The sequence below is a fragment of the Novosphingobium beihaiense genome, from assembly GCF_022832375.1.
Taxonomy (GTDB): domain Bacteria; phylum Pseudomonadota; class Alphaproteobacteria; order Sphingomonadales; family Sphingomonadaceae; genus Novosphingobium; species Novosphingobium beihaiensis.
The window spans coordinates 112,556-131,785 of the sequence record NZ_JALHLG010000001.1 but is presented as its reverse complement, the minus strand read 5'-3'; the positions used below and the strand labels follow the sequence as shown (position 1 = coordinate 131,785).

Below are 19,230 nucleotides of genomic sequence, written 5' to 3'. Positions count from 1 at the left end.
ACCGCCGCCGCAGAATCGTCGTATAGACTGGTTCCGATGGGTCCGGGTTCATTGGCAGGCATGGTGAGAATAGCGGGGCTGGCGTCGCTTGGCGTGCTGGCCCTTGCCGTGTCCGCGCCGTCCGTGGCTCGCAACAGCCGTGCCGACCGGGAACTCGAAGCCCGCCTGCGCGCGCATATCGAAGTGCTGGCAAGCGACGACTTCGATGGCCGCGAACCGGGCACGGAGGGTGAGGCCAAGACGCTGCGCTATCTGGGGCGCGAATGGTACAATATCGGCCTGGTTTCCGGCACCAACGATCCCGGTAACGAATGGTTCGCGCCGGTGACTCTGGTGGCGCGCGAACCGGCGGCCTCTTCCGCGCGGTTCCTGCGCAAGGGCTACCGCACGCCGATCACGCCGCAGGACGTGCTGGTGCTGACGTCGGGCAAGCGCAGCCTGGTGCGTAACGCTCCGCTGCTGTTTGTGGGCCGCGCCGACGGGACGGATTTCACGCGCAATGAGCTGGCCGGGCGGATCGCCGTTCTGCTGGATGGCGAAACGCCGGACTCCCGGCGCCAGAACGAATTGCTGGCGATGGGCGCTTCGGCCGTGCTGACCGTGCTCGATGGCGATCGCAGCCTGGAGGAAGTCGCCGCGCGGCGGCAGCGGTCCGGCTATGCCCTGGCCGACGATTCGCTTGGCGGCGATCTGGAAGCCTTCATCAGCCGGGCGTCCATGGCGGCCCTGCTCAAGAGCACGGCGCATCCGCTCGACGATCTGGAGAAGGCGGCCGCCGCGCCGGATTTCGCACCCGTGACGCTCGACGTGACGGCTTCGCTGGAGGCGGCGACCCGCGAAACGACGATCCACACCCACAACCTGATCGCCAAACTGCCGGGCAAGCATCCGGAAGAGGGCGCGGTCCTGTTCCTCGCGCATTGGGACCACTTCGGCGAATGCGGCGAGCCGACTGCGGAAGACCGGATCTGCAATGGCGCCATAGACAATGCCAGCGGCGTGGCCGCGCTCACCGAAGTTGCGCGCCGCCTGGCCAAGGGGCAGCAGATGGACCGCGACGTCTATTTCCTGGCTACGACCGCTGAGGAGCTGGGCCTGCTGGGCGCGCATGCCTTTGCCGAAAATCCCCCGCTGCCGCTGGACCGGATCGTGGCGGCCTTCAATATCGACAGCGATGCGATTGCCCCCAAAGGCACGCCCTTCGCCATTGTCGGCCGGGGCATGACCGGGCTCGATGCCGATATCGCCAAAGTCGCGAAGGACGAGCATTTCAAGCTGATCGAGAATGACGAGGCCAACGAATATGTGCGGCGGCAGGATGGCTGGGCCCTGCTGCAGCACGATATCCCGACCGTCATGGTCACGACCGCCTATGGCAAGATCGGTCTGATGCGCGCATTTTTCGACGGGGACTATCACCGGCCAAGTGATGACCTTGTGCATCTTTCGCACCCCTTGCAGCTGGGCGGAGAGGTGGAGGATGTGAAAATGCTGACAGCGCTGGGCCGCTGGTTCGCCGATCCCGCGAAAGTCCCGCTTAAAGTCGTGGGGTGACGGCCGGGGAAGGCCCCGGCGCGATACCTTCTGTATCTTAAGGAAACTCCCCTCTAGCCCAATCCCCTCCGCTTGATTACATGGGCCGCCACGATTCTCCCCGCAAAGGCATTGGTGGCACATATGGATATCCAGATCGGACTCACTTTCGACGACGTTTTGCTGCGTCCGGCCAAGTCCGATATCGTGCCGACCCAGGCCGATACGCGCACGCGTCTGACCCGCGAAATCTGTCTCAACATTCCGGTTATCTCCTCGGCCATGGATACCGTGACCGAAGGCGACATGGCGATTGCCATGGCGCAGATGGGCGGCATCGGCGTGTTGCACCGCAATCTCACGATCGAGGAACAGTGCGCGGCGGTGCGCGGTGTGAAGCGCTTCGAAAGCGGCATGGTGGTCAATCCCATCACCATCGCGCCCGATGCCACGCTGGGCGAGGCGCAGGCGCTGATGACCGCGAACAAGATCAGCGGCATCCCGGTGGTCGAGGCTTCGGGCAAGCTGGTCGGCATCCTCACCAACCGCGACGTGCGCTTTGCCGACAATCCTGCCCAGCCGGTGCGCGAACTGATGACGCATGAGAACCTGGCGACCGTCGGCCTCGGCGTGTCGCAGGAAGAGGCACGCCGCCTGCTGCACCAGCGCCGCATCGAAAAGCTGCTGGTGGTGGACAATGCCTTCCACTGCGTCGGCCTCATCACCGTCAAGGATATCGAGAAGGCCGTCACTTATCCGGATGCCACCAAGGATGCCGCGGGCCGTCTGCGCGTCGCGGCGGCGACCACGGTGGGCGACAAGGGCTTCGCACGCACCGAGGCGCTGCTCGCCGCCGAGTGCGACGTGGTGGTGATCGACACTGCGCACGGCCATAACAAGGACGTGGCGCTGGCAGTCGAGCGGGTGAAGAAGCTTTCCAACTCGGCGCAGGTCATTGCGGGCAACATCGCCACCGCCGAAGCGGCGCGCGCGCTGATCGATGCCGGCGCGGACTGTCTGAAAGTGGGCATTGGCCCGGGCTCGATTTGCACCACGCGCATTGTCGCCGGTGTCGGCGTGCCGCAGCTCACTGCAGTGATGGAAGCCGCCGAAGAGGCGGACAAGTCCGGCGTTCCGGTGATTGCCGATGGCGGCCTGCGGACCTCGGGCGATGCGGCCAAGGCGCTGGCGGCAGGCGCCTCGTCGGTCATGATCGGCTCGATGCTGGCCGGGACCGAGGAAGCGCCGGGCGAAACCTTCCTCTATCAGGGCCGCGCCTACAAGTCGTACCGCGGCATGGGCTCGGTCGGCGCGATGGGCCGGGGCTCGGCTGACCGCTATTTCCAGGGCGACATCAAGGACCAGATGAAGCTGGTGCCCGAAGGCATTGAGGGCCAGGTGGCCTACAAGGGCCCGGCGAAGGATGTGGTCCACCAGCTCGTCGGCGGCGTCAAGGCCGCGATGGGCTACACCGGATCGGCCACGATCGACGATCTGCGCAAGAATTCGAAGTTCATCCGCATCACCAATGCGGGCCTGCGCGAGAGCCATGTTCACGACGTGACCATCACCCGCGAGGCCCCGAACTATCCGACGCGGTAAAGCCATGAGAGGTCTTGTCCTCCCCGGCACGGGGAGGGGGACCGCCGCAGGCGGTGGAGGGGATTCGCCCCATAGCGCTGCGTCAGGTGGAGAATCCCCTCCACCATGCTGCGCATGGTCCCCCTCCCCGTGCCGGGGAGGACTGGCCCTGTGACCCCCGCCGCCCGCGTTCAGGCCGCCATCGACGTGCTCGACCTCGTAATTGAGGCCGCACGCACCAATGGCGCCCCCGCCGACCGTCTCATCGCCGACTGGTTCCGCCCGCGCCGTTTCGCGGGCAGCGGAGACCGCCGCGCGGTGCGCGAACTGGCCTACCGCGCGATCCGCGGCTGCGGTGAAGTGCCTGCAAGCGGGCGCGCCGCGATGCTGCGGGTGGCGCAGGACGATGCAGCGCTTGCCGCGCTATTCGACGGTTCGCGCCACGCGCCTGAGCCCATTACGCCGGGCGAGCCTGTTGCAGCTGGCGGCATTGCGCCCAAATGGCTGATGGAGCGGCTGGCCGCGAGCGGCGTCTCCGAAGCCGAAGCGGCCGCACTGCTGGACCGCGCCCCGCTCGATATCCGCGTTAATACGCTGAAGGCAGGGAGCCTGACGCTGCCCGAAGGCGCGGAGCGGACAGTTGCGGCAAACGGCTGGCGCTATCCGCCCGAAACGCGCATCGAGCAGACGCCTGCCTATACCACCGGCGCCATCGAAGTGCAGGACACCGGCTCGCAGCTCACGTGTGAAGCCGTGGCCGCGCGGCCCGGCGAACTGGTGATAGACTTGTGCGCCGGGGCCGGGGGCAAGACGCTTGCGCTCGCCGCCGCCATGGAGAACCGCGGCACGCTGGTAGCCAGCGATGCCGACCGCGCGCGCCTCTCGCGTCTGACGCCGCGTGCGGAGCGGGCCGGTGCCACGATTGTCGAGACCGTGCTGCTCGATCCCGGCCGCGAGATGCAGGCGCTGGGGCGTTTCGCCGGGAAGGCCGATGCGGTGCTGGTCGACGCGCCCTGTTCGGGCACCGGGACCTGGCGGCGCAATCCCGAGGCGCGCTGGCGCCTGACCGAGAAGCAACTCGCCCGTTATGCCGGAATGCAGGCGCGGCTGCTCGATGTCGCGGCTGGATTGGTGCGCCCGGGCGGGCGGCTGATCTTCGTGACCTGTTCCCTGCTTGATGCGGAAGGCGCCGGGCAAGCGGAAGGCTTCCTCCAGCGCCATCCCGGCTGGCAGTCCCGGCCACCCGCGCTTCCCGCTGGGCAGGTGCGCGGGCAGGGCTTGCGATTGTCACCGTTTCATGACGGTACGGACGGGTTTTTCGTCGCACGCTTCGATTGCGTGTGATAGCGTCCGTCCCCATGATGAGGACGAAACCCTCGGCCAAGGACTTGCTGATGCGTTACACGCCCGTTGCTGTTGCTCTTTCCCTGCTTGCCGCGATCTCTTCCAGCGTTTCCTATTCCGAGGCTCCCGAAGCCCTCGATCCCCGCGCGGTAACGCTGCTGAGCGAAGGGCGCACGGCGATGGCGGGCGGCCACTACAACGCGGCGGTCGATGCCTATGAATCCGCGCTGACGGTGGCGCCGGGCAGCGTCAGCGTGCTGCTGGCCCTCGCCGATGCCACGCGCAAGGAAGGGCTGCAGGGCAAGGCGCTGCACTACTACCGCGTCGCGCTGACGGCAGACCCGCGCAATATCGAGGCGCTGGCCGGAGAAGGCGTGGCGCTGGCGGAAAAGGGCGCGACCGAAAAAGCCAACCGCAACCTCGCCCGCCTCCAGACGCTGTGCGGCAAGGACTGCTCGGAAGCGAAGACGCTCGCCGCCGCCATCGCCAAGGGGCCGTCCCAGCATGTGGTCACGGCGGACGCGGTGAAGCCCAAGCCGGTGGTTAGCGAGAACTAAGAAGTCTGGCCGAATTTGATGACGGCTTTTGGAGTCTCGCTTCCGATAGCAGCCGTTCCGGACGCGCCGACATAGCGGACGTAAACATATCCTCAGTGGTTATCTGTCGCGAACAACACGAAAGCCCACATCTACGGCGCTCTCCGTGCTTATCATGTGGAAAATCTTGTTCGCTTCGTTTGGATCATTTCCAAACGCGAGCCCTATGAAATTGACTTCACGACACTGGGGTTGCTTGTATATTTTGCAGAGGTGCTCGTCGCCGGGTGTGTCCAAGCTCGTCATTTCTCCAACGCCATCAACCAACCCGTAGATTCCATCATTTGATGGTCGACCGCGCAACACAGGTCGCGTCGCTAGGCTTCTTACACCTTGCCGAGGATCATCTACCAGGTTTGACGGAACGGGATCGTCGTAAGGGGATGAGGCAAGTGCTGTCCTTGAGGCCGCCTTCCATTCTTCCGGCGTTGGAAGACGATAATGATAGGAAGACTTATTTGATAGCCACTGCACGAAGCAGAGTGCATCATTTCGAGTTATCCCTGATACAGCATAGTCATCATCGAGTTTATCGGCATTCTTGATCGGGACATTCCGCAAGTTGGTCGGCAAGGCGCATCCTGCTTCTCGAACCGCAGTGAGATATTCACGCCAACTCGTTTCAAATGTCGCCATGTAGAACGGCTCAATTCCCGTCCCCGTAGTATCAACAAGGCTGATGGATACGCACTCAGGGCAGTCGCGGAAAGGCGCATTTGAAGCCGCACTGGGCGATGCGATCGTGGCGACTATCGCTGTTAAGCTCATGAAATTTATGGCGCGCATGCCTCATCCCGATGTTTCGACGTCAATGAGTGAAAGTTGCATGACTTCACTGCCAAACTGTGAATGGTCGAATTTTTTGAAGGCGGTATGTCCGCTTGCCCCGGCTTTTCGGTCAATCAGCATCCCCCAAGCGCATCGTGAAAACCGACAAAGGTTCAGGCGCCGCATTTACGGTCTGATCCACGCCGGACGCCCGCTCAGATCAGCGCCCGGAACTCCTCCAGCACCGCGCGGTAGACGCGTTTCTTGAACGGCACGATCAGCTCGGGCAGCGTTTCCGCTTCCACCCATTTCCAGTCGAGGAATTCGGGCGGCTGGTGGGCGTTGAGGTCGATATCGGCGTCGCTGCCTTCGAAGCGGCCGAGGAACCAGTGCTGGCGCTGGCCGCGGTACTTGCCCTTCCACAGCTTGCCCAGCAGCTCGTCGGGCAGATCGTAGAGCAGTTCTTCTTTGGTGCGCGCGAGGATGGTGACGTGCTGTTCCTGGACGCCGGTTTCCTCCCACAGCTCGCGGTGGGCGGCGTCCTTGAGCTCTTCGCCCTTGTCCACGCCGCCTTGCGGCATCTGCCACCAGTCGCCCTCCTTGGTGTCGATTCGCTTGCCGACGAAAACTTTCCCGTCATGATTCACCAGCATCACGCCGACGCAGGGGCGGTAGGGCAGAGTCGCAAAGTCATTCATTGGGAAGGGTAATTCCGTGAGTTATGGGAGAGGCGCTGGCTGAAAGGGAGTGTTTCGATCGCCCGGTCGCAACGCATGAATGCTAGAATGGCCCATGGCGGCGCTCTTGACTAGCTTGTTTTATGGTTCTCAAGGCGGAAGGTCAGGATTGTTCGCCTGAGAGATTTTCTAGGTTGCGTCCCGGGGCCCGGAAGCTCAGGGGCGGAATAACACAGCAGTTCCGGCACGTTGCCGAAGAGGAATGGAATGGCCACTATCACAGCCGAGCACGAACACGAGGCATCCGTGCAGGACGCCTCGCCCGAAGCCGTCGTCGTGCGTTTCGCAGGCGACTCGGGAGACGGCATGCAGCTCACGGGTGGCCAGTTCACCCTGTCCACCGCGCTGGCGGGCAACGATCTGGCGACGTTCCCGGACTTCCCCGCCGAAATCCGCGCGCCGCAAGGCACGCTGTTCGGCGTCTCCGCGTTCCAGATCAATTTCGGGTCGAGCGAGATCACCACGGCGGGCGACGCGCCCGACGTGCTGGTGGCGATGAACCCGGCCGCGCTCAAGGTGAACGTGCCCGCGCTCAAGCCCGGCGGTCTCGTGATCGCCGACACCGGAGAGTTCAACAAGCGCAACCTCGAAAAGGCGAAGTACGACGCCAACCCGCTGGAAGACGACAGCCTGGCCAAGTGGGACGTGCTGGCTTTCGATATCTCGGCGCTGACGCTCGAAGCGGTGAAGCCTTTCGGCCTTGGCAACAAGGAAGCGCTGCGCTGCAAGAACATGTGGACGCTGGGCCTCGCGCTGTGGATGTTCGACCGGGACCGCCAGCCGCTGATCGACTGGCTGAACGGCAAGTTCGGCAAGAAGAACCCGGTGTTGGCCGAAGCCAATATCGCTGCGCTCAACGCGGGCCATGCCTATGGCGAAACGGCGGAACTGGCCGGGCCGCTCAAGAAGCTGCACGTCGATCCGGTGCCGTCCGAGCCGGGCCTTTACCGCACGATCACCGGCGCCGAAGCGGTCAGCCTTGGCCTCGTTGCCGGGGCGCAGCTCGCCGAGCTGCCGATGTTCTTCGGCGGCTATCCGATCACGCCGGCCTCTGCGATCCTTCACAACCTTGTGAAGATGAAGGAATTCGGCGTCACCACCTTCCAGGCGGAAGACGAGATCGCGGCGATCTGTTCCGCCATCGGCGCCTCCTATGCCGGGCAGCTTGGCGTCACTTCGTCCTCGGGCCCGGGCATCGCGCTCAAGGGTGAGGCGATGGGCCTTGCAGTGATGACCGAACTGCCGCTCGTCATCGTCAATTCGCAGCGCGGCGGCCCGTCCACCGGCCTTCCGACCAAGACCGAACAGTCGGACCTCTATCAGGCGGTCTACGGCCGCAACGGCGATGCGCCGATGCCGGTGATCGCAGCCTGCTCGCCGGCCGACGCCTTCGAATGCGCGATCGAGGCCTGCCGCATCGCGGTGCAGTTCATGACCCCGGTCGTGCTGCTGACCGACGGCTATATCGGCAATGCCTCCGAACCGTGGAAGGTGCCCGATCCGAAGAGCTATGCGCCGTTCCCGGCCAAGTTCCTTGAAGAGAGCAACAATGGCGAAGGCCATGTGCTGCCCTTCAAGCGTGACGAGCGCGGTGTGCGCCCGTGGATCAAGCCCGGCACCGAAGGCCTGATGCACCGCATCGGCGGCATCGAGAAGGGCATCGACACTGGCGACATCGATTACGCGCCCGCCGTCCACCAGGCCCAGACCGATGCCCGCAAGGCGAAGATTGACGGCGTGGCCAAGGCTATCCCCGCGCAGGACGTGTGCCTGGGCGAAGAGGGCGGCAAGCTGGCCGTGGTCGGCTGGGGCTCGACTTACGGCCCGATCCATCAGGCCGTGCGCCGCGCCCGCAAGAAGGGGCTGGACGTTGCGCACGTCCACGTCCGCCACGTCTGGCCGCTGCCGGAAAATCTGGGCGATCTGCTCAAGGGCTTCGACAAGGTGCTCGTGCCCGAGATGAACACCGGCCAGTTCAAGACCGTGCTGCGCGACCAGTTCCTGGTCGACGCCAAGCCGCTGACCAAGACCAGCGGCCAGCCCTTTGCGATTGCCGAAATCGAGGAGGCCATTGCCAGCTTCTTCGATGGCGTACCCGGTCACGTCGAAGGCGAAGTGGCCGTTAACGAAACCCAGCTCCCGAACCCGGAGGCTTGAGCCATGAACGATATGACCCCCATCCAGACCACGCTCAAGGACTGGGAATCGGACCAGGAAGTCCGCTGGTGCCCGGGCTGCGGTGACTACGCGATCCTCAAGGCCGTGCAGCGCACGCTGCCGATGGTGAATGCGGACCCGAAGAACACCGTGTTCGTCTCCGGCATCGGCTGCTCCAGCCGCTTCCCCTACTACGTCGAGAGCTACGGCTTCCACACCATCCACGGCCGCGCGCCCGCGTTCGCGACCGGCATCAAGCTGGCCAATCCGGACCTCGACGTCTGGCTGGTGACGGGCGATGGCGACGGCATGTCGATCGGCGGCAACCACACGATGCACGTGCTGCGCCGCAATCTGAACTGCCAGATCATGCTGTTCAACAACGAGATCTACGGCCTCACCAAGGGCCAGTACTCGCCGACCAGCCGCGTGGGCACCAGTTCGCCCAGCTCGCCGGTCGGCTCGGTGGACCGCCCGGCGCTGCCCTGCGCTTTCGCGCTGGGGTCTGGCGCGCGCTTCGTGGCGCGCGGGTACGACATCTCGAAGGATCTGCCCGAAGTGCTCAAGGCCGCCTACGAGCATCAGGGCGCGGCTTTCGTGGAAATCTTCCAGAACTGCATCGTCTACAACAAGGACCGCTTCGACGACTTCACCCAGAAGAAAGTCGCGGCCGATACGCAGGTCTGGTGCCAGGACGGCGAGCCGCTGCTCTTCGCCAAGGGCACCAAGGGCCTCGCGCTCGATTGCGATACGCTTTCGCTCAAGGTCGTCGATGTTGTCGCCAAGGAAGATGGAACGCCCGATTGGGAAGCGGCGGGCGTGGCCGTGCACAACGTGAAGAACCGCGGCCTCGCGCACATGCTGGTGGAAATGCCCTTCGGCGCTTTCCCGATGGCGCTCGGCGTGATCTACGACGATCCGCGCCCGGCGTTCGAGACCGAAGTCGTGGCCGAACGCGCCAAGCTGATCGAGGGCAAGACCGCCGATCTCGGCAAGCTGCTCTCCAAGGGCCAGACCTGGACGGTCGAGCCCGAGGCCACGCACGGGCTGATGGACTGACAGACAACGGGTGAGGCGCATCCTTGGATAACCTCACCCACAGCCTTGTGGGCTGGGCGCTGGCCGAAACCGGCCTGAAGCGCCGTACCCGCAAGGGGCTGGCCGCCTGCGTGCTCGCGGCGAACATGCCCGATATCGATGTGTTCTTCGGCTGGGCGCCGTGGCCGCCGCTGGCGATGCACCGGGGTTTTACCCATGGGCTGATCGGCGGCGTGCTGTTGATGCCGCCGCTGCTGGCCGGGCTGCTCTGGCTGCTCGACCGCTGGCAGGTGCGGCGCGGGGTGGCGTTCCCGTCCGGGCTGGCGATGCACTTCGGCTGGCTGCTGGCACTTTGCTATCTGGGCGCGATCACGCATCCGTTGCTCGACTGGCAGAACACTTATGCGATCCAGTTGCTGTCCCCGGCCAGCACGCACTGGTTTCATGCGGACGGGCTGTTCATCGTTTCGCCTTACCTGCTGGCCATGCTCGGCGCGGGGGTGTGGCTTTCGCGGCGGCGGGCAAAGCAGGCACGGCCAAGGGCCGGGCGGCCCGCACTGGCGGCGCTGGGCAGCGCCGTGGTCTTTATCGCACTCAACATGGGGATTTCGGCGCTGGCATGGCGGGCGCCGCACAGCGGGGCGCCTCATGCGGATCCCGAACGTGTCTTCGCCGGGCCGCAGCCGCTGGCCTTCTGGCGGCGCGAGGTGGTCTGGCGGCAGGGCGGCATGGTCCGCTTCGGCACTTACGATCCGCTACGCTCGCTGTTTTCGCTGACAGGCTACGGCGATCCGGTGCCTGATAACATGGCGGATCCGCACGTGCGCCGCGCGGCCCATGCGACGGCGGAGATTCGCAAGTTCCTGGCGTGGTCGCAGATGCCGCTGGCCCGGATAGCAGAGGAACGCTGCCGGATCACCGTCACGTTCACCGACGCACGTTTTACCGGCCCGGCAGTGCGCGGCGGTTTTACCCATGCGGTGACTTTGCCGGTGCAGGCGCCGGGTTGCCCTTGAAGCAACGCGCCTGAGTTCTGAACCAGAACCCGCTCATCCTGAGCTTGTCGAAGGATATCGGTTTCTGCTGACAAGCTCAGGCTTTTGGCACGATGCTCTGGCGTCGGCGGTAGAGCAGGGCGCTGGCCAGAAAGGCCCATCCCGCGCCGCCGAGCCAGCCTGCCAGCGCGTCGCTGGGCCAATGGACGCCCAGCCAGACCCGGCTCCAGGCTATCGCCACGCTTAGCGCCATAGCGCAGGCGATGAGCGTATGGCGCACCGCACGGCGGGGGCTGAGCGCGGCGAAGGTCAGGGCCATGGCGATGTAGATGGCGGCGCCGTTGAAGCTGTGGCCGCTGGGAAAGCTGTAACCGCTTGCCGCTGTCAGATGCGGGACGATCTCAGGCCGGGGCCGCCCCGCCAGCGCCTTGGCCGCGCTATTGACGATAGCCGCGCCGGTCACGGTGAATGCGAGCAGCACCGCCTCGCGCCGCAGCCGAAGTGCCAGCAGCACGGCAACGGCCAAGACCGCGAAGAGGCTGCGCAGGGGCGCGCCGCCCAGCGCCGTGATGCCGCGCATGATTTCCACCGCGTGCGGCGTGCTCGGGGGAAGCAGGGGACCGTTCCGCCAGAACAGCAGGCCCGCCTTGTCGATGGCGGCACTCTGCCCGGTGGCCACGGCCCAGGCCACGGCAGCGAAGCCGGACCAGCATAGCGCGGCGACGATCAGGGCCTTGCGCGGATCGAGGGGCAATCCGCGCGTGGCAGGCATGACGGTTTCGGCGGAATCGGTCATGGGTTAGGAAACACTGGTCCCCAAGAGGCGTTTCGAATCCATGCATTCTCCTGTCATCGTCTGGCTGCGGCGCGATCTGCGCCTGTCCGATCAAGCTGCCATTGCCGAAGCGGCCGGAAAAGGGCCGGTGATCCCCGTCTATGTGCTGGATGACGAGACGCCAAGGCACCGCGCCATGGGCGGGGCCTCGCGCTGGTGGCTGCACCATTCGCTGGCCAGCCTCGATGCCGCGCTGCGCGAAAAGGGCTCGCGGCTGATCCTGCGGCGCGGCAAGTGCGAGGATGTACTGCCCGCGCTGGCGGAAGAAACGGGCGCCCGTGAGGTCCACGCGCTGCACCATTACGAACCGTGGTGGCGCAATGCGGAAAAGGCGGTGGGCAAGCGTGTGGCTCTGCACTTGCACCATGGCAATTATCTGGTGCCGCCCGGCGCGGTGACGACGGGGGCAGGCGCACCCTACAAGATCTATACTCCGTTCTGGCGTGCGCTCAGCGAACGGATGCCGCCACCGGAGGTGCAGCCCTGCCCGGATGCCATTCCCGCACCGGAAAGCTGGGTGCGTTCCGAGAGTTTGGCCGATTGGAACCTGCTGCCCGTGGAGCCCGATTGGGCAGGCGGCCTGCGCGATGCCTGGGAGCCGGGAGAGGATGGCGCGCACGCGCGTCTGCAGGCTTTCGCCGGCAAGGCATCGCGCTACCGGGAACAGCGTGACTTGCCGTCGCGGGATGCAACCTCGTTTCTTTCGCCGCATCTGCATTTCGGAGAGATTTCGCCAGCGCAGGTCTGGCATGCCATGGCGGGGGCGGGCGGTTCGGTGGAGACCTTCCTCGGCGAAGTGGGCTGGCGCGACTATGCGCAGAACGTGATCCTGCAGTTTCCCGATTACGGCGGAAAGTCCGCGCGCGAACCGTTCGATTCGTTCCCCTGGCGCACGGGGGAGAATGCCGAGGCCGACCTGCGTGCTTGGCAGCAGGGGCGCACTGGCTATCCCATTGTCGATGCCGGGATGCGCCAGCTCTGGCACACCGGCTGGATGCACAACCGCGTGCGCATGATCGCGGCCAGTTTTCTGGTGAAGCACTTGCTGATCGACTGGCGCCGGGGCGAGCAGTGGTTCTGGGACACGCTGGTGGATGCCGACTATGCCTCAAACGCCGTGAACTGGCAGTGGACGGCGGGTTCGGGCGTCGATTCGAATATGTTCGTGCGGATCATGGCTCCGCTTTCGCAATCGGAGAAATTCGATGCCGCCGCCTATATCCGCCAGTGGGTGCCGGAACTGGCTGATCTGCCCGATGCCGAAATTCACGATCCGGCGCCGATGGCGCGGCCCGCAGACTATCCCAGCCGCCTGATCGATCACCGCGCCGCGCGCGAACGCGCGCTGGCCGCGTGGGAACAAGCGAAGGACTGAACGGGAACGATAACAGACCAGCCTTGGCATTGCCCGCGCCGCCAATCGGCGCCATACGGCAGGTATGAATGCGCATACGCCAGGCAGGGGTGGGGAACTGGTCACCGGCGGACGGGCTCTTGGTATCGGCCCGCAATGGCTGGCACGTCTATGGTCCGGCGGAATTGACCGCATTCTTGGCCGGATTGACCGGGGGCTGGCGCGCGGTTCGATACAGGCAACCTTTCCGGACGGAACGACTCGCATACTCGGCGGGCGCGATCAGGGATTTGGCGCGGTGGTCGAGATCCGCAGCTGGCGCGCCTTGCTGCGGCTGGCGACCGCGGGATCGGTCGGCTGGTATCAGGCCTGGGAAGCCGGGGAATGGGACAGCCCCGATCCGGTGCCGCTGTTCGCGCTGTTCATGGACAACGCGGTTTCCATGGGCAATGCCGCCCGCGCGCATGGCCCGTGGCGGCTGGTTTCGCGTTTCATTCACTGGCTCCACCGCAACACCCGCTCCGGTTCACGCCGCAACATCCATGCGCACTACGATCTGGGCAACGATTTCTATGCCCAGTGGCTGGGCGAGACGATGATCTATTCCAGCGCGCTCTATTCCGCCGCCGGGCAGGACGGGCCCAATGCGCTGAGCCAGTTCGTGACCGAACTCGATGCCGCGCAGTCCGCCAAGACCGGGGCCATGGTGGACCGGCTGGATCTGGAGCCCGGCAACCGGGTGCTGGAGATCGGTTGCGGCTGGGGCACACTGGCCGCATTCATGGCTGAGCACGAACGCGTGCATGTCGATGCGATCAGCCTCTCGGACGAGCAGCTCGATTTCGCGCGCAGGCGCTGGGCGGTCAACCAAGGCAGTGTGGACTTCCTCAAGGAGGACTACCGCGACGTTTCGGGTCTCTACGATGCCGTTGTTTCTGTAGAGATGGTGGAGGCGGTGGGGCGGCAGTTCTGGCCGGATTTTCTTGACTGCGTGGCGCGCAATCTCAAACCCGGGGGCAGGGCGGCGATCCAGTATATCGCCATGCGTGAAGAGATCTTCGAAAGCTACGCACGCAGCGCCGATTTCATCCAGACCTTCATCTTTCCCGGCGGCATGCTGATCAACGAACGCGAATTCCGCGCGCTCGCCCTCAAACGCGGGCTGACGTGGGAAGACCGCCACGGCTTCGGCCCGGACTATGCCAGGACTCTGCGCCAGTGGCGGGAGAACTTCGATGCGGCGGTGGACGAAGGGCGCCTGCCTGCGGGCTTTGACGAGCGCTTCGTGCAGCTCTGGCGCTTTTACCTGATGTATTGCGAAGGCGGCTTTCTGGGCGGCGGGATCGACGTCGCGCAGGTCACGCTGGTGAAAGCGGGCTGAGGATCAGCCTTCGCCTTCGCTTTGGGCGGGGCCATCGCCGCGCCAACGCGTGAGGATATTGTCCAGCACGAGCGGACTGAGCAATGTCTCGAAGGCAGCGCCGACGAGGCCGTTATCCCACCACACCACTTTGGCGGGCAGCGATTCCATTCCGGGTAAGGTCAGCCAGCAATACGTGCCCGGATGCAGCCGCGTCATCGAAGTGGCCGAAAAACCCGATAGCGACAGATCGCGCACTGCGGTCTGATAGGCTTTCGAACCGGACGCACGCAGCGTGGCGGGGATCGAAATCCTCACACGGTGCGCGCTGCGGTCTTCCTGCGCGGCGGTTTCGTAGTTCTGCTGCTGGGTGTGAACCATCATCACCTGCGTCCCAAGCAATTGCGGCGTCTCAATGCGCCATGATCTGACAAAGGATGTCAGACAGCAGTTACCATGATCTTATCAGGATTGGTTAACATTTTCGCGGTGCGCGGTGGTGAAGGGTTCACCAAGCAGAGCCACCAGCCGCTGTGCCACCACTTCGGGCGGTTTGACCGACTCGGGCGCTTCGCCGGGATAGGCGCGGGCACGCATCGCGGTGCGGGTGGCGCCGGGATTGACGATGGCCACGCGAACCTTTGAAATATTGGCGGTTTCCTGCGCGTAGCAGTCCAGCAGCACTTCGAATGCGGCCTTGGTGGCGGCATAGGCCCCCCAGTAGGCGCGCGGTTTGGCTGCCACGGTCGATGTCATGCCGATCACGCGCGGATTTTCGCTCTTGCGCAGCAGCGGATCGAAATTGGCGATCAGGGCCTGAGTCGCCAGCACATTGGTGGTCAGGCTCTTGTTGAAGGCCTTCTGGTCGATATCGGCGACGCTGGTGAGTTCGGGCAGCACCGCAGCATTGATGACGAGAATGTCGAGCTTGCCCCAGCGTTGCGAAACGGCGGTGGCGAGACGGGCGATGCCGTCGGGCTCCACCAGGTCGACCGGGGCGATCGTGGCCGAACCGCCTGCCTGGAAGATCTGTTCCTCGATCGCTTCCAGTGCCTTGGTGTCGCGGCCGGTCAGCACGACATGGGCGCCTGCTTCGGCCAGTGCGATGGCCGTTGCGGCACCGATGCCCCGGCTGGAGCCGGTGACGAGGGCCACTTGCCCTTCGAAGGTCTTCCTGCTCATGCCCGTGCTCACGCCGCGTTGCGCTGCGTGGTCTCGCGCTCGGAAAAGTCGGTCAGCTTGGTGGGATATTCGCCGGAGAAGCAGGCGTCGCAGAACTGCGGGCACTTGCCTTTGCGCTTTTCCTCGCCGACCGCGCGGTAAAGCCCGTCGATCGAGACGAAGGCCAGACTGTCGGCCTCGATGAATGTGGCCATAGCCTCTGTATCCATCCGCGCAGCGAGCAGCTTGGAGCGTTCGGGCGTGTCGACGCCGTAGAAGCAGGAATGCTCGGTCGGCGGGCTGGCGATGCGCATGTGCACTTCGGCGGCGCCGGCATCGCGCATCATCTCGACGATCTTCTTCGACGTCGTGCCGCGCACGATCGAATCGTCGATGAGGACGATGCGCTTGCCTTCCACGATGGCGCGGTTGGCGTTGTGCTTGCGCTTCACGTCGGCATTGCGGGCCGCGTCACCCGGCTGGATGAAGGTGCGGCCGACATAGTGCGAGCGGATGATGCCCAGTTCGAAGGGAATCCCCGATTCCTGCGCATAGCCGATGGCCGCGGGCAAGCCGCTGTCCGGCACCGGGATGACGATATCGGCATCGGCGAGCGCTTCCTTGGCCAGCTCGACGCCGATCTGCTTGCGCACCTGATAGACCGAGCGGCCGTCCATCACCGAGTCGGGACGGCTGAAATAGACGTGCTCGAAGATGCAGGGGCGCGGATCGGGATTGCCGAAGGGGCGGTGGCTGGAAATCGTGCCCTTGTGATCGACCTGCACCAGCTCGCCCGGCTCGACCGCGCGGGTGAATTCGGCCCCGATCACGTCGAGCGCGACGGTTTCCGACGCGAACACGGTGGCATCGCCCAGGCGGCCCATGACGAGCGGGCGGATGCCCAGCGGATCACGGCAGGCGATCATGCCTTCGCTGGTCATGCAGATCAGCGAATAGGCGCCTTCAACCATGCGCAAGGCATCGATGAACTTGTCGAGGATGGTGGGATAGCGGCTGGTGGCGACGAGGTGGATGATCACCTCGGTGTCGGAGGTGGACTGGAAAATCGAGCCCTTCGACACGAGATCGCGCTTCAGCGTCATCGCATTGGAAATGTTGCCGTTATGGGCGATCGAGAAACCGCCCGAGGCGAGATCGGCGAAGAGCGGCTGCACATTGCGCAGGCCCGAACCGCCGGTGGTGGAATAGCGCACGTGGCCCGAGGCCATGGTGCCCGGCAGGGTATCCAGTTCCTTCTGGCGGAACACTTGCGCCACATGGCCAAGGCCCCGGTGCGAGTGGAACTCGCTGCCTGAGAAACTGGTGATGCCCACGGCTTCCTGCCCGCGATGCTGCAGGGAATGCAGCCCGGCTGCGGCGATGTTCGCCGCATCCTTGGCACCGATCACGCCGAAAATACCGCACTCTTCGCGCAGTTTGTCCCCGTCGGCGTCACGAAAGGGGTGTGTCATGTTCATGGATCTGTCCGGCCCGCTGGCGCGTCAAAACGCCCGCGCATTTGGAAGGGATTGCCTTCAAATGCAAGGGGGGGACCCTCCGGTTTTTGACGGATATGCCCATGAACCGTGTTCATGGCTCTGATGTGACAGGCCGCGTGGCCTGAGACAATCCGTGTGACGATCCGTGGAACACGTCCGTCTGGCTGCCCGCGGGAAGGGCAGGGCGGCGTTCAGCCCGCTTTCAGCTGCCCGCGCGATAGAGTCGGGCACTTCTTGCCAGCCCCGGCCCATATCCCTAAGGCCGCTTCATCAACCCGGTCACAGACGGACCCGTCGCTTGATCTTATCCCCTTTCGAATGGACTATCGCCAAGCGCTACATGCTGCCCGGCAAGGGCGAGCGTTTCATTGCGCTTGTCGCGGGTATCAGCCTCGTTGCCGTGATGCTCGGCGTGTGGGCGCTGGTGATCGTCATGAGCGTGATGAACGGTTTTCGCGCCGAACTGTTCGACAAGATCGTGGGGCTTAACGGCCATGCGATCGTTCAGGCCTATGGCAACCGGCTCGATCACTGGCAGGATGTGCTCAAGGAAGTGGAGGCGACGCCCGGCGTCACGCGCGCCTCGCCGCTGATCGAGCAGCCGCTTCTGGCCAGCTTCAATGGCCGCGTCGAGGCCATCCTGGTGCGCGGCAACACGCATGCCGATATCAACCGGCTCAAGGACAAGGTTGTCGATGGCAACATCGATCAGTTGCAGGTGGGCAGCGACAATGTCGCCATCGGTTCCCAACTCGCGCAGAATCTGGGCGCGCAAGTGGGGGACGTGATCACCGTGATCAATCCGCAAGGGCGCTCGACGCCCTTTGGGACCGTGCCACGTCAGATCGGCTACCGGGTTGCCGCGATTTTCGAAGTGGGCATCTATGACTACGACAATGCCTATGTGGTCATGCCTATCCCCGATGCACAGACCCTGCTGCTGACAGGCGACACGATCGGTATGATCGAAGTGACCACCACCAACCCCGACAAGGTCGGCCAGATCCTCGCCCCGCTGGAACGCAAGCTGGCGGGCAAGGCGGTCGTCAACGACTGGAAAACCATCAACGCGTCTTTGTTCGAGGCGCTGGCGGTGGAGCGGGTGGTGATGTTCGTGGTGCTTTCAATCATCGTGCTGGTGGCGGTGTTCAACATCCTGTCCTCGCTGATCATGCTGGTGCGCGCCAAGACGCGCGATATCGCGATCCTGCGCACGATGGGCGCGACGCGAAGATCGCTGCTCAAGGTCTTCGTGACGACTGGCTTTTGCATCGGTGCGCTGGGGACGGTGCTGGGGCTCGTGACCGGGCTGATCTCGCTCCATTTCCGCCAGCCGATCGTCCATGCGGTGGAGCGGCTGACCGGGCAGAACCTGTGGGATCCCTCGATCCGGTTCCTGACCGAACTGCCCAGCCGCCCCGATCCGGTGGAGATCACGGTGATCTGCGTGATGGCGCTCGTGTTCAGCTTCCTCGCCACGCTCTACCCGGCCTTCAAGGCGGCGAGCACCGATCCGGTGCAGGTTCTGCGTTATGAGTGAGGCTGCCATGGAATCCGTTGTCCGCCTGACGGACGTAACCCGCAGCTTCGCGCAGGGCGGCGTCACGATCGATGTGCTGCGCGGCGTGAACCTTTCGGTGAACCCCGGGGAGATCGTGGCGCTGCTCGGCCCCTCGGGCTCGGGCAAGTCGACGATGCTGCAGGCGATCGGCCTCTTGGAGGGCGGCTTCGGCGGCAGAATTGAGATTGCCGGGATCGATGCCAGCAAGCTGGGCAAGGACCAGCGCGCGGCGGTGCGGCGTGATCACATCGGCTTCGTCTATCAGTTCCACCACCTGCTGCCCGATTTCAGCGCGGCGGAAAACGTGGTGTTGCCGCAACTCATCACCGGTAAGCCGCGGGCCGAGTGCGAGGCGCGGGCAGAGGATCTGCTCAAGGCGCTCGGACTGGGCGCACGGCTCGATCACCGGCCCAGCCAGCTTTCGGGCGGCGAGCAGCAGCGCGTGGCGGTCGCGCGTGCGCTGGCCAACCGGCCGCGGCTGGTGCTGGCGGACGAACCCACCGGCAATCTTGACGAAGCGACGGCCGATGTCGTGCTCGCCCAGTTCCTCGCGCTGGTGCGCGATCAGGGCAGCGCGGCGCTGGTCGCCACCCACAACGAGCGGCTGGCCGCGCAGATGGATCGCATCGTGCGCTTGCATGACGGCTATCTGGCATAGACAATCCGCACTGGACCGGCGTTGATTTTCCGGTTTCCAGTGTCCACATCGAC

The 19,230-nt window shown here is 64.7% G+C and carries 17 protein-coding genes; 11 read left to right on the top strand and 6 right to left on the bottom strand.

Features of this window, described 5'->3' with window-relative positions; translation table 11 throughout:
* The first annotated feature begins 60 nt into the window (after positions 1-60).
* The 4 genes from MTR66_RS00680 to MTR66_RS00665 all read left to right on the top strand — a co-directional run bounded on the left by MTR66_RS00680 (position 61) and on the right by MTR66_RS00665 (position 5,015).
* The gene (locus MTR66_RS00680; RefSeq protein ID WP_243917025.1) at positions 61-1,554 is read left to right on the top strand and encodes a M28 family peptidase; all 1,494 of its coding nucleotides are present in this window, start codon (positions 61-63) and stop codon (positions 1,552-1,554) included.
* A gap of 123 nt (positions 1,555-1,677) precedes the next feature.
* The gene (gene guaB, locus MTR66_RS00675) at positions 1,678-3,135 is read left to right on the top strand and encodes an IMP dehydrogenase (protein ID WP_243917024.1); all 1,458 of its coding nucleotides are present in this window, start codon (positions 1,678-1,680) and stop codon (positions 3,133-3,135) included.
* Between the two features lie 150 nt (positions 3,136-3,285).
* The gene (locus MTR66_RS00670; protein WP_243917023.1) at positions 3,286-4,458 is read left to right on the top strand and encodes an RsmB/NOP family class I SAM-dependent RNA methyltransferase; all 1,173 of its coding nucleotides are present in this window, start codon (positions 3,286-3,288) and stop codon (positions 4,456-4,458) included.
* A 14-nt stretch (positions 4,459-4,472) separates the two neighbouring features.
* Positions 4,473-5,015 carry a tetratricopeptide repeat protein gene (locus MTR66_RS00665; RefSeq protein ID WP_243917022.1) on the top strand — a complete coding sequence of 181 codons (543 nt, stop codon included), beginning with the start codon at positions 4,473-4,475 and terminating at the stop codon, positions 5,013-5,015.
* Positions 5,016-5,114: 99 nt separating this feature from the next.
* On the opposite strand, the gene MTR66_RS00660 is transcribed toward MTR66_RS00665, so the two are convergent.
* Positions 5,115-5,840 (bottom strand): formylglycine-generating enzyme family protein, encoded by a 726-nt coding sequence (locus tag MTR66_RS00660; RefSeq protein WP_243917021.1) that lies wholly within the window; start codon positions 5,838-5,840, stop codon positions 5,115-5,117.
* A gap of 197 nt (positions 5,841-6,037) precedes the next feature.
* Positions 6,038-6,520 (bottom strand): RNA pyrophosphohydrolase, encoded by a 483-nt coding sequence (locus MTR66_RS00655; RefSeq protein WP_243917020.1) that lies wholly within the window; start codon positions 6,518-6,520, stop codon positions 6,038-6,040.
* Positions 6,521-6,766: 246 nt separating this feature from the next.
* Between MTR66_RS00655 and MTR66_RS00650 the strand changes: the two genes are divergently transcribed.
* From MTR66_RS00650 to MTR66_RS00640, 3 genes are read left to right on the top strand one after another with little or no spacing between them, the layout of a single operon-like run.
* Positions 6,767-8,716, top strand: a complete 1,950-nt coding sequence (locus tag MTR66_RS00650) for a 2-oxoacid:acceptor oxidoreductase subunit alpha (RefSeq protein WP_243917019.1) — start codon at positions 6,767-6,769, stop codon at positions 8,714-8,716.
* Positions 8,717-8,719: 3 nt separating this feature from the next.
* Positions 8,720-9,775, top strand: coding sequence for a 2-oxoacid:ferredoxin oxidoreductase subunit beta (locus tag MTR66_RS00645; protein WP_243917018.1), 1,056 nt, complete (start codon positions 8,720-8,722; stop codon positions 9,773-9,775).
* Positions 9,776-9,798: 23 nt separating this feature from the next.
* The gene (locus MTR66_RS00640) at positions 9,799-10,770 is read left to right on the top strand and encodes a metal-dependent hydrolase (RefSeq protein ID WP_243917017.1); all 972 of its coding nucleotides are present in this window, start codon (positions 9,799-9,801) and stop codon (positions 10,768-10,770) included.
* 76 nt (positions 10,771-10,846) lie between these two features.
* On the opposite strand, the gene MTR66_RS00635 is transcribed toward MTR66_RS00640, so the two are convergent.
* Complete coding sequence (locus tag MTR66_RS00635) at positions 10,847-11,545, bottom strand: phosphatase PAP2 family protein (RefSeq protein ID WP_243917015.1); 699 nt, start codon at positions 11,543-11,545, stop codon at positions 10,847-10,849.
* Between the two features lie 40 nt (positions 11,546-11,585).
* Here MTR66_RS00635 and MTR66_RS00630 point away from each other — a divergent pair, with 40 nt between their 5' ends.
* Together MTR66_RS00630 and MTR66_RS00625 are read left to right on the top strand one after the other, a co-directional pair.
* Complete coding sequence (locus MTR66_RS00630) at positions 11,586-12,959, top strand: cryptochrome/photolyase family protein (RefSeq protein ID WP_243917013.1); 1,374 nt, start codon at positions 11,586-11,588, stop codon at positions 12,957-12,959.
* Between the two features lie 64 nt (positions 12,960-13,023).
* Positions 13,024-14,319, top strand: coding sequence for an SAM-dependent methyltransferase (locus MTR66_RS00625; protein ID WP_243917011.1), 1,296 nt, complete (start codon positions 13,024-13,026; stop codon positions 14,317-14,319).
* A 3-nt stretch (positions 14,320-14,322) separates the two neighbouring features.
* On the opposite strand, the gene MTR66_RS00620 is transcribed toward MTR66_RS00625, so the two are convergent.
* The 3 genes from MTR66_RS00620 to purF form a co-directional block, all read right to left on the bottom strand.
* The gene (locus tag MTR66_RS00620) at positions 14,323-14,679 is read right to left on the bottom strand and encodes a PilZ domain-containing protein (RefSeq protein WP_243917009.1); all 357 of its coding nucleotides are present in this window, start codon (positions 14,677-14,679) and stop codon (positions 14,323-14,325) included.
* Positions 14,680-14,763: 84 nt separating this feature from the next.
* Complete coding sequence (locus MTR66_RS00615; RefSeq protein ID WP_243917008.1) at positions 14,764-15,480, bottom strand: SDR family NAD(P)-dependent oxidoreductase; 717 nt, start codon at positions 15,478-15,480, stop codon at positions 14,764-14,766.
* Between the two features lie 8 nt (positions 15,481-15,488).
* A complete protein-coding gene (gene purF, locus MTR66_RS00610) occupies positions 15,489-16,937 on the bottom strand; it encodes an amidophosphoribosyltransferase (RefSeq protein WP_243917007.1) in 1,449 nt (482 codons plus the stop codon).
* Positions 16,938-17,256: 319 nt separating this feature from the next.
* Here purF and MTR66_RS00605 point away from each other — a divergent pair, with 319 nt between their 5' ends.
* Entirely contained in the window at positions 17,257-18,498 is a 1,242-nt protein-coding gene (locus MTR66_RS00605; protein WP_243917006.1) for a lipoprotein-releasing ABC transporter permease subunit, read from the top strand.
* A gap of 7 nt (positions 18,499-18,505) precedes the next feature.
* Complete coding sequence (locus MTR66_RS00600) at positions 18,506-19,177, top strand: ABC transporter ATP-binding protein (protein ID WP_243917005.1); 672 nt, start codon at positions 18,506-18,508, stop codon at positions 19,175-19,177.
* Positions 19,178-19,230: the final 53 nt, after the last annotated feature.

Bases quoted from the DNA above. Each gene is read 5' to 3' on its own strand.
- MTR66_RS00615 (WP_243917008.1), bottom strand. From the start codon at position 15,480: ATGAGCAGGAAGACCTTCGAAGGGCAAGTGGCCCTCGTCACCGGCTCC.
- MTR66_RS00645 (WP_243917018.1), top strand. From the start codon at position 8,720: ATGAACGATATGACCCCCATCCAGACCACGCTCAAGGACTGGGAATCG.
- MTR66_RS00630 (WP_243917013.1), top strand. From the start codon at position 11,586: ATGCATTCTCCTGTCATCGTCTGGCTGCGGCGCGATCTGCGCCTGTCC.
- MTR66_RS00680 (WP_243917025.1), top strand. From the start codon at position 61: ATGGTGAGAATAGCGGGGCTGGCGTCGCTTGGCGTGCTGGCCCTTGCC.
- MTR66_RS00665 (WP_243917022.1), top strand. From the start codon at position 4,473: ATGATGAGGACGAAACCCTCGGCCAAGGACTTGCTGATGCGTTACACG.
- MTR66_RS00620 (WP_243917009.1), bottom strand. From the start codon at position 14,679: ATGGTTCACACCCAGCAGCAGAACTACGAAACCGCCGCGCAGGAAGAC.
- guaB (WP_243917024.1), top strand. From the start codon at position 1,678: ATGGATATCCAGATCGGACTCACTTTCGACGACGTTTTGCTGCGTCCG.
- MTR66_RS00650 (WP_243917019.1), top strand. From the start codon at position 6,767: ATGGCCACTATCACAGCCGAGCACGAACACGAGGCATCCGTGCAGGAC.
- purF (WP_243917007.1), bottom strand. From the start codon at position 16,937: ATGAACATGACACACCCCTTTCGTGACGCCGACGGGGACAAACTGCGC.
- MTR66_RS00660 (WP_243917021.1), bottom strand. From the start codon at position 5,840: ATGCGCGCCATAAATTTCATGAGCTTAACAGCGATAGTCGCCACGATC.
- MTR66_RS00625 (WP_243917011.1), top strand. From the start codon at position 13,024: ATGAATGCGCATACGCCAGGCAGGGGTGGGGAACTGGTCACCGGCGGA.
- MTR66_RS00600 (WP_243917005.1), top strand. From the start codon at position 18,506: ATGGAATCCGTTGTCCGCCTGACGGACGTAACCCGCAGCTTCGCGCAG.
- MTR66_RS00635 (WP_243917015.1), bottom strand. From the start codon at position 11,545: ATGACCGATTCCGCCGAAACCGTCATGCCTGCCACGCGCGGATTGCCC.
- MTR66_RS00655 (WP_243917020.1), bottom strand. From the start codon at position 6,520: ATGAATGACTTTGCGACTCTGCCCTACCGCCCCTGCGTCGGCGTGATG.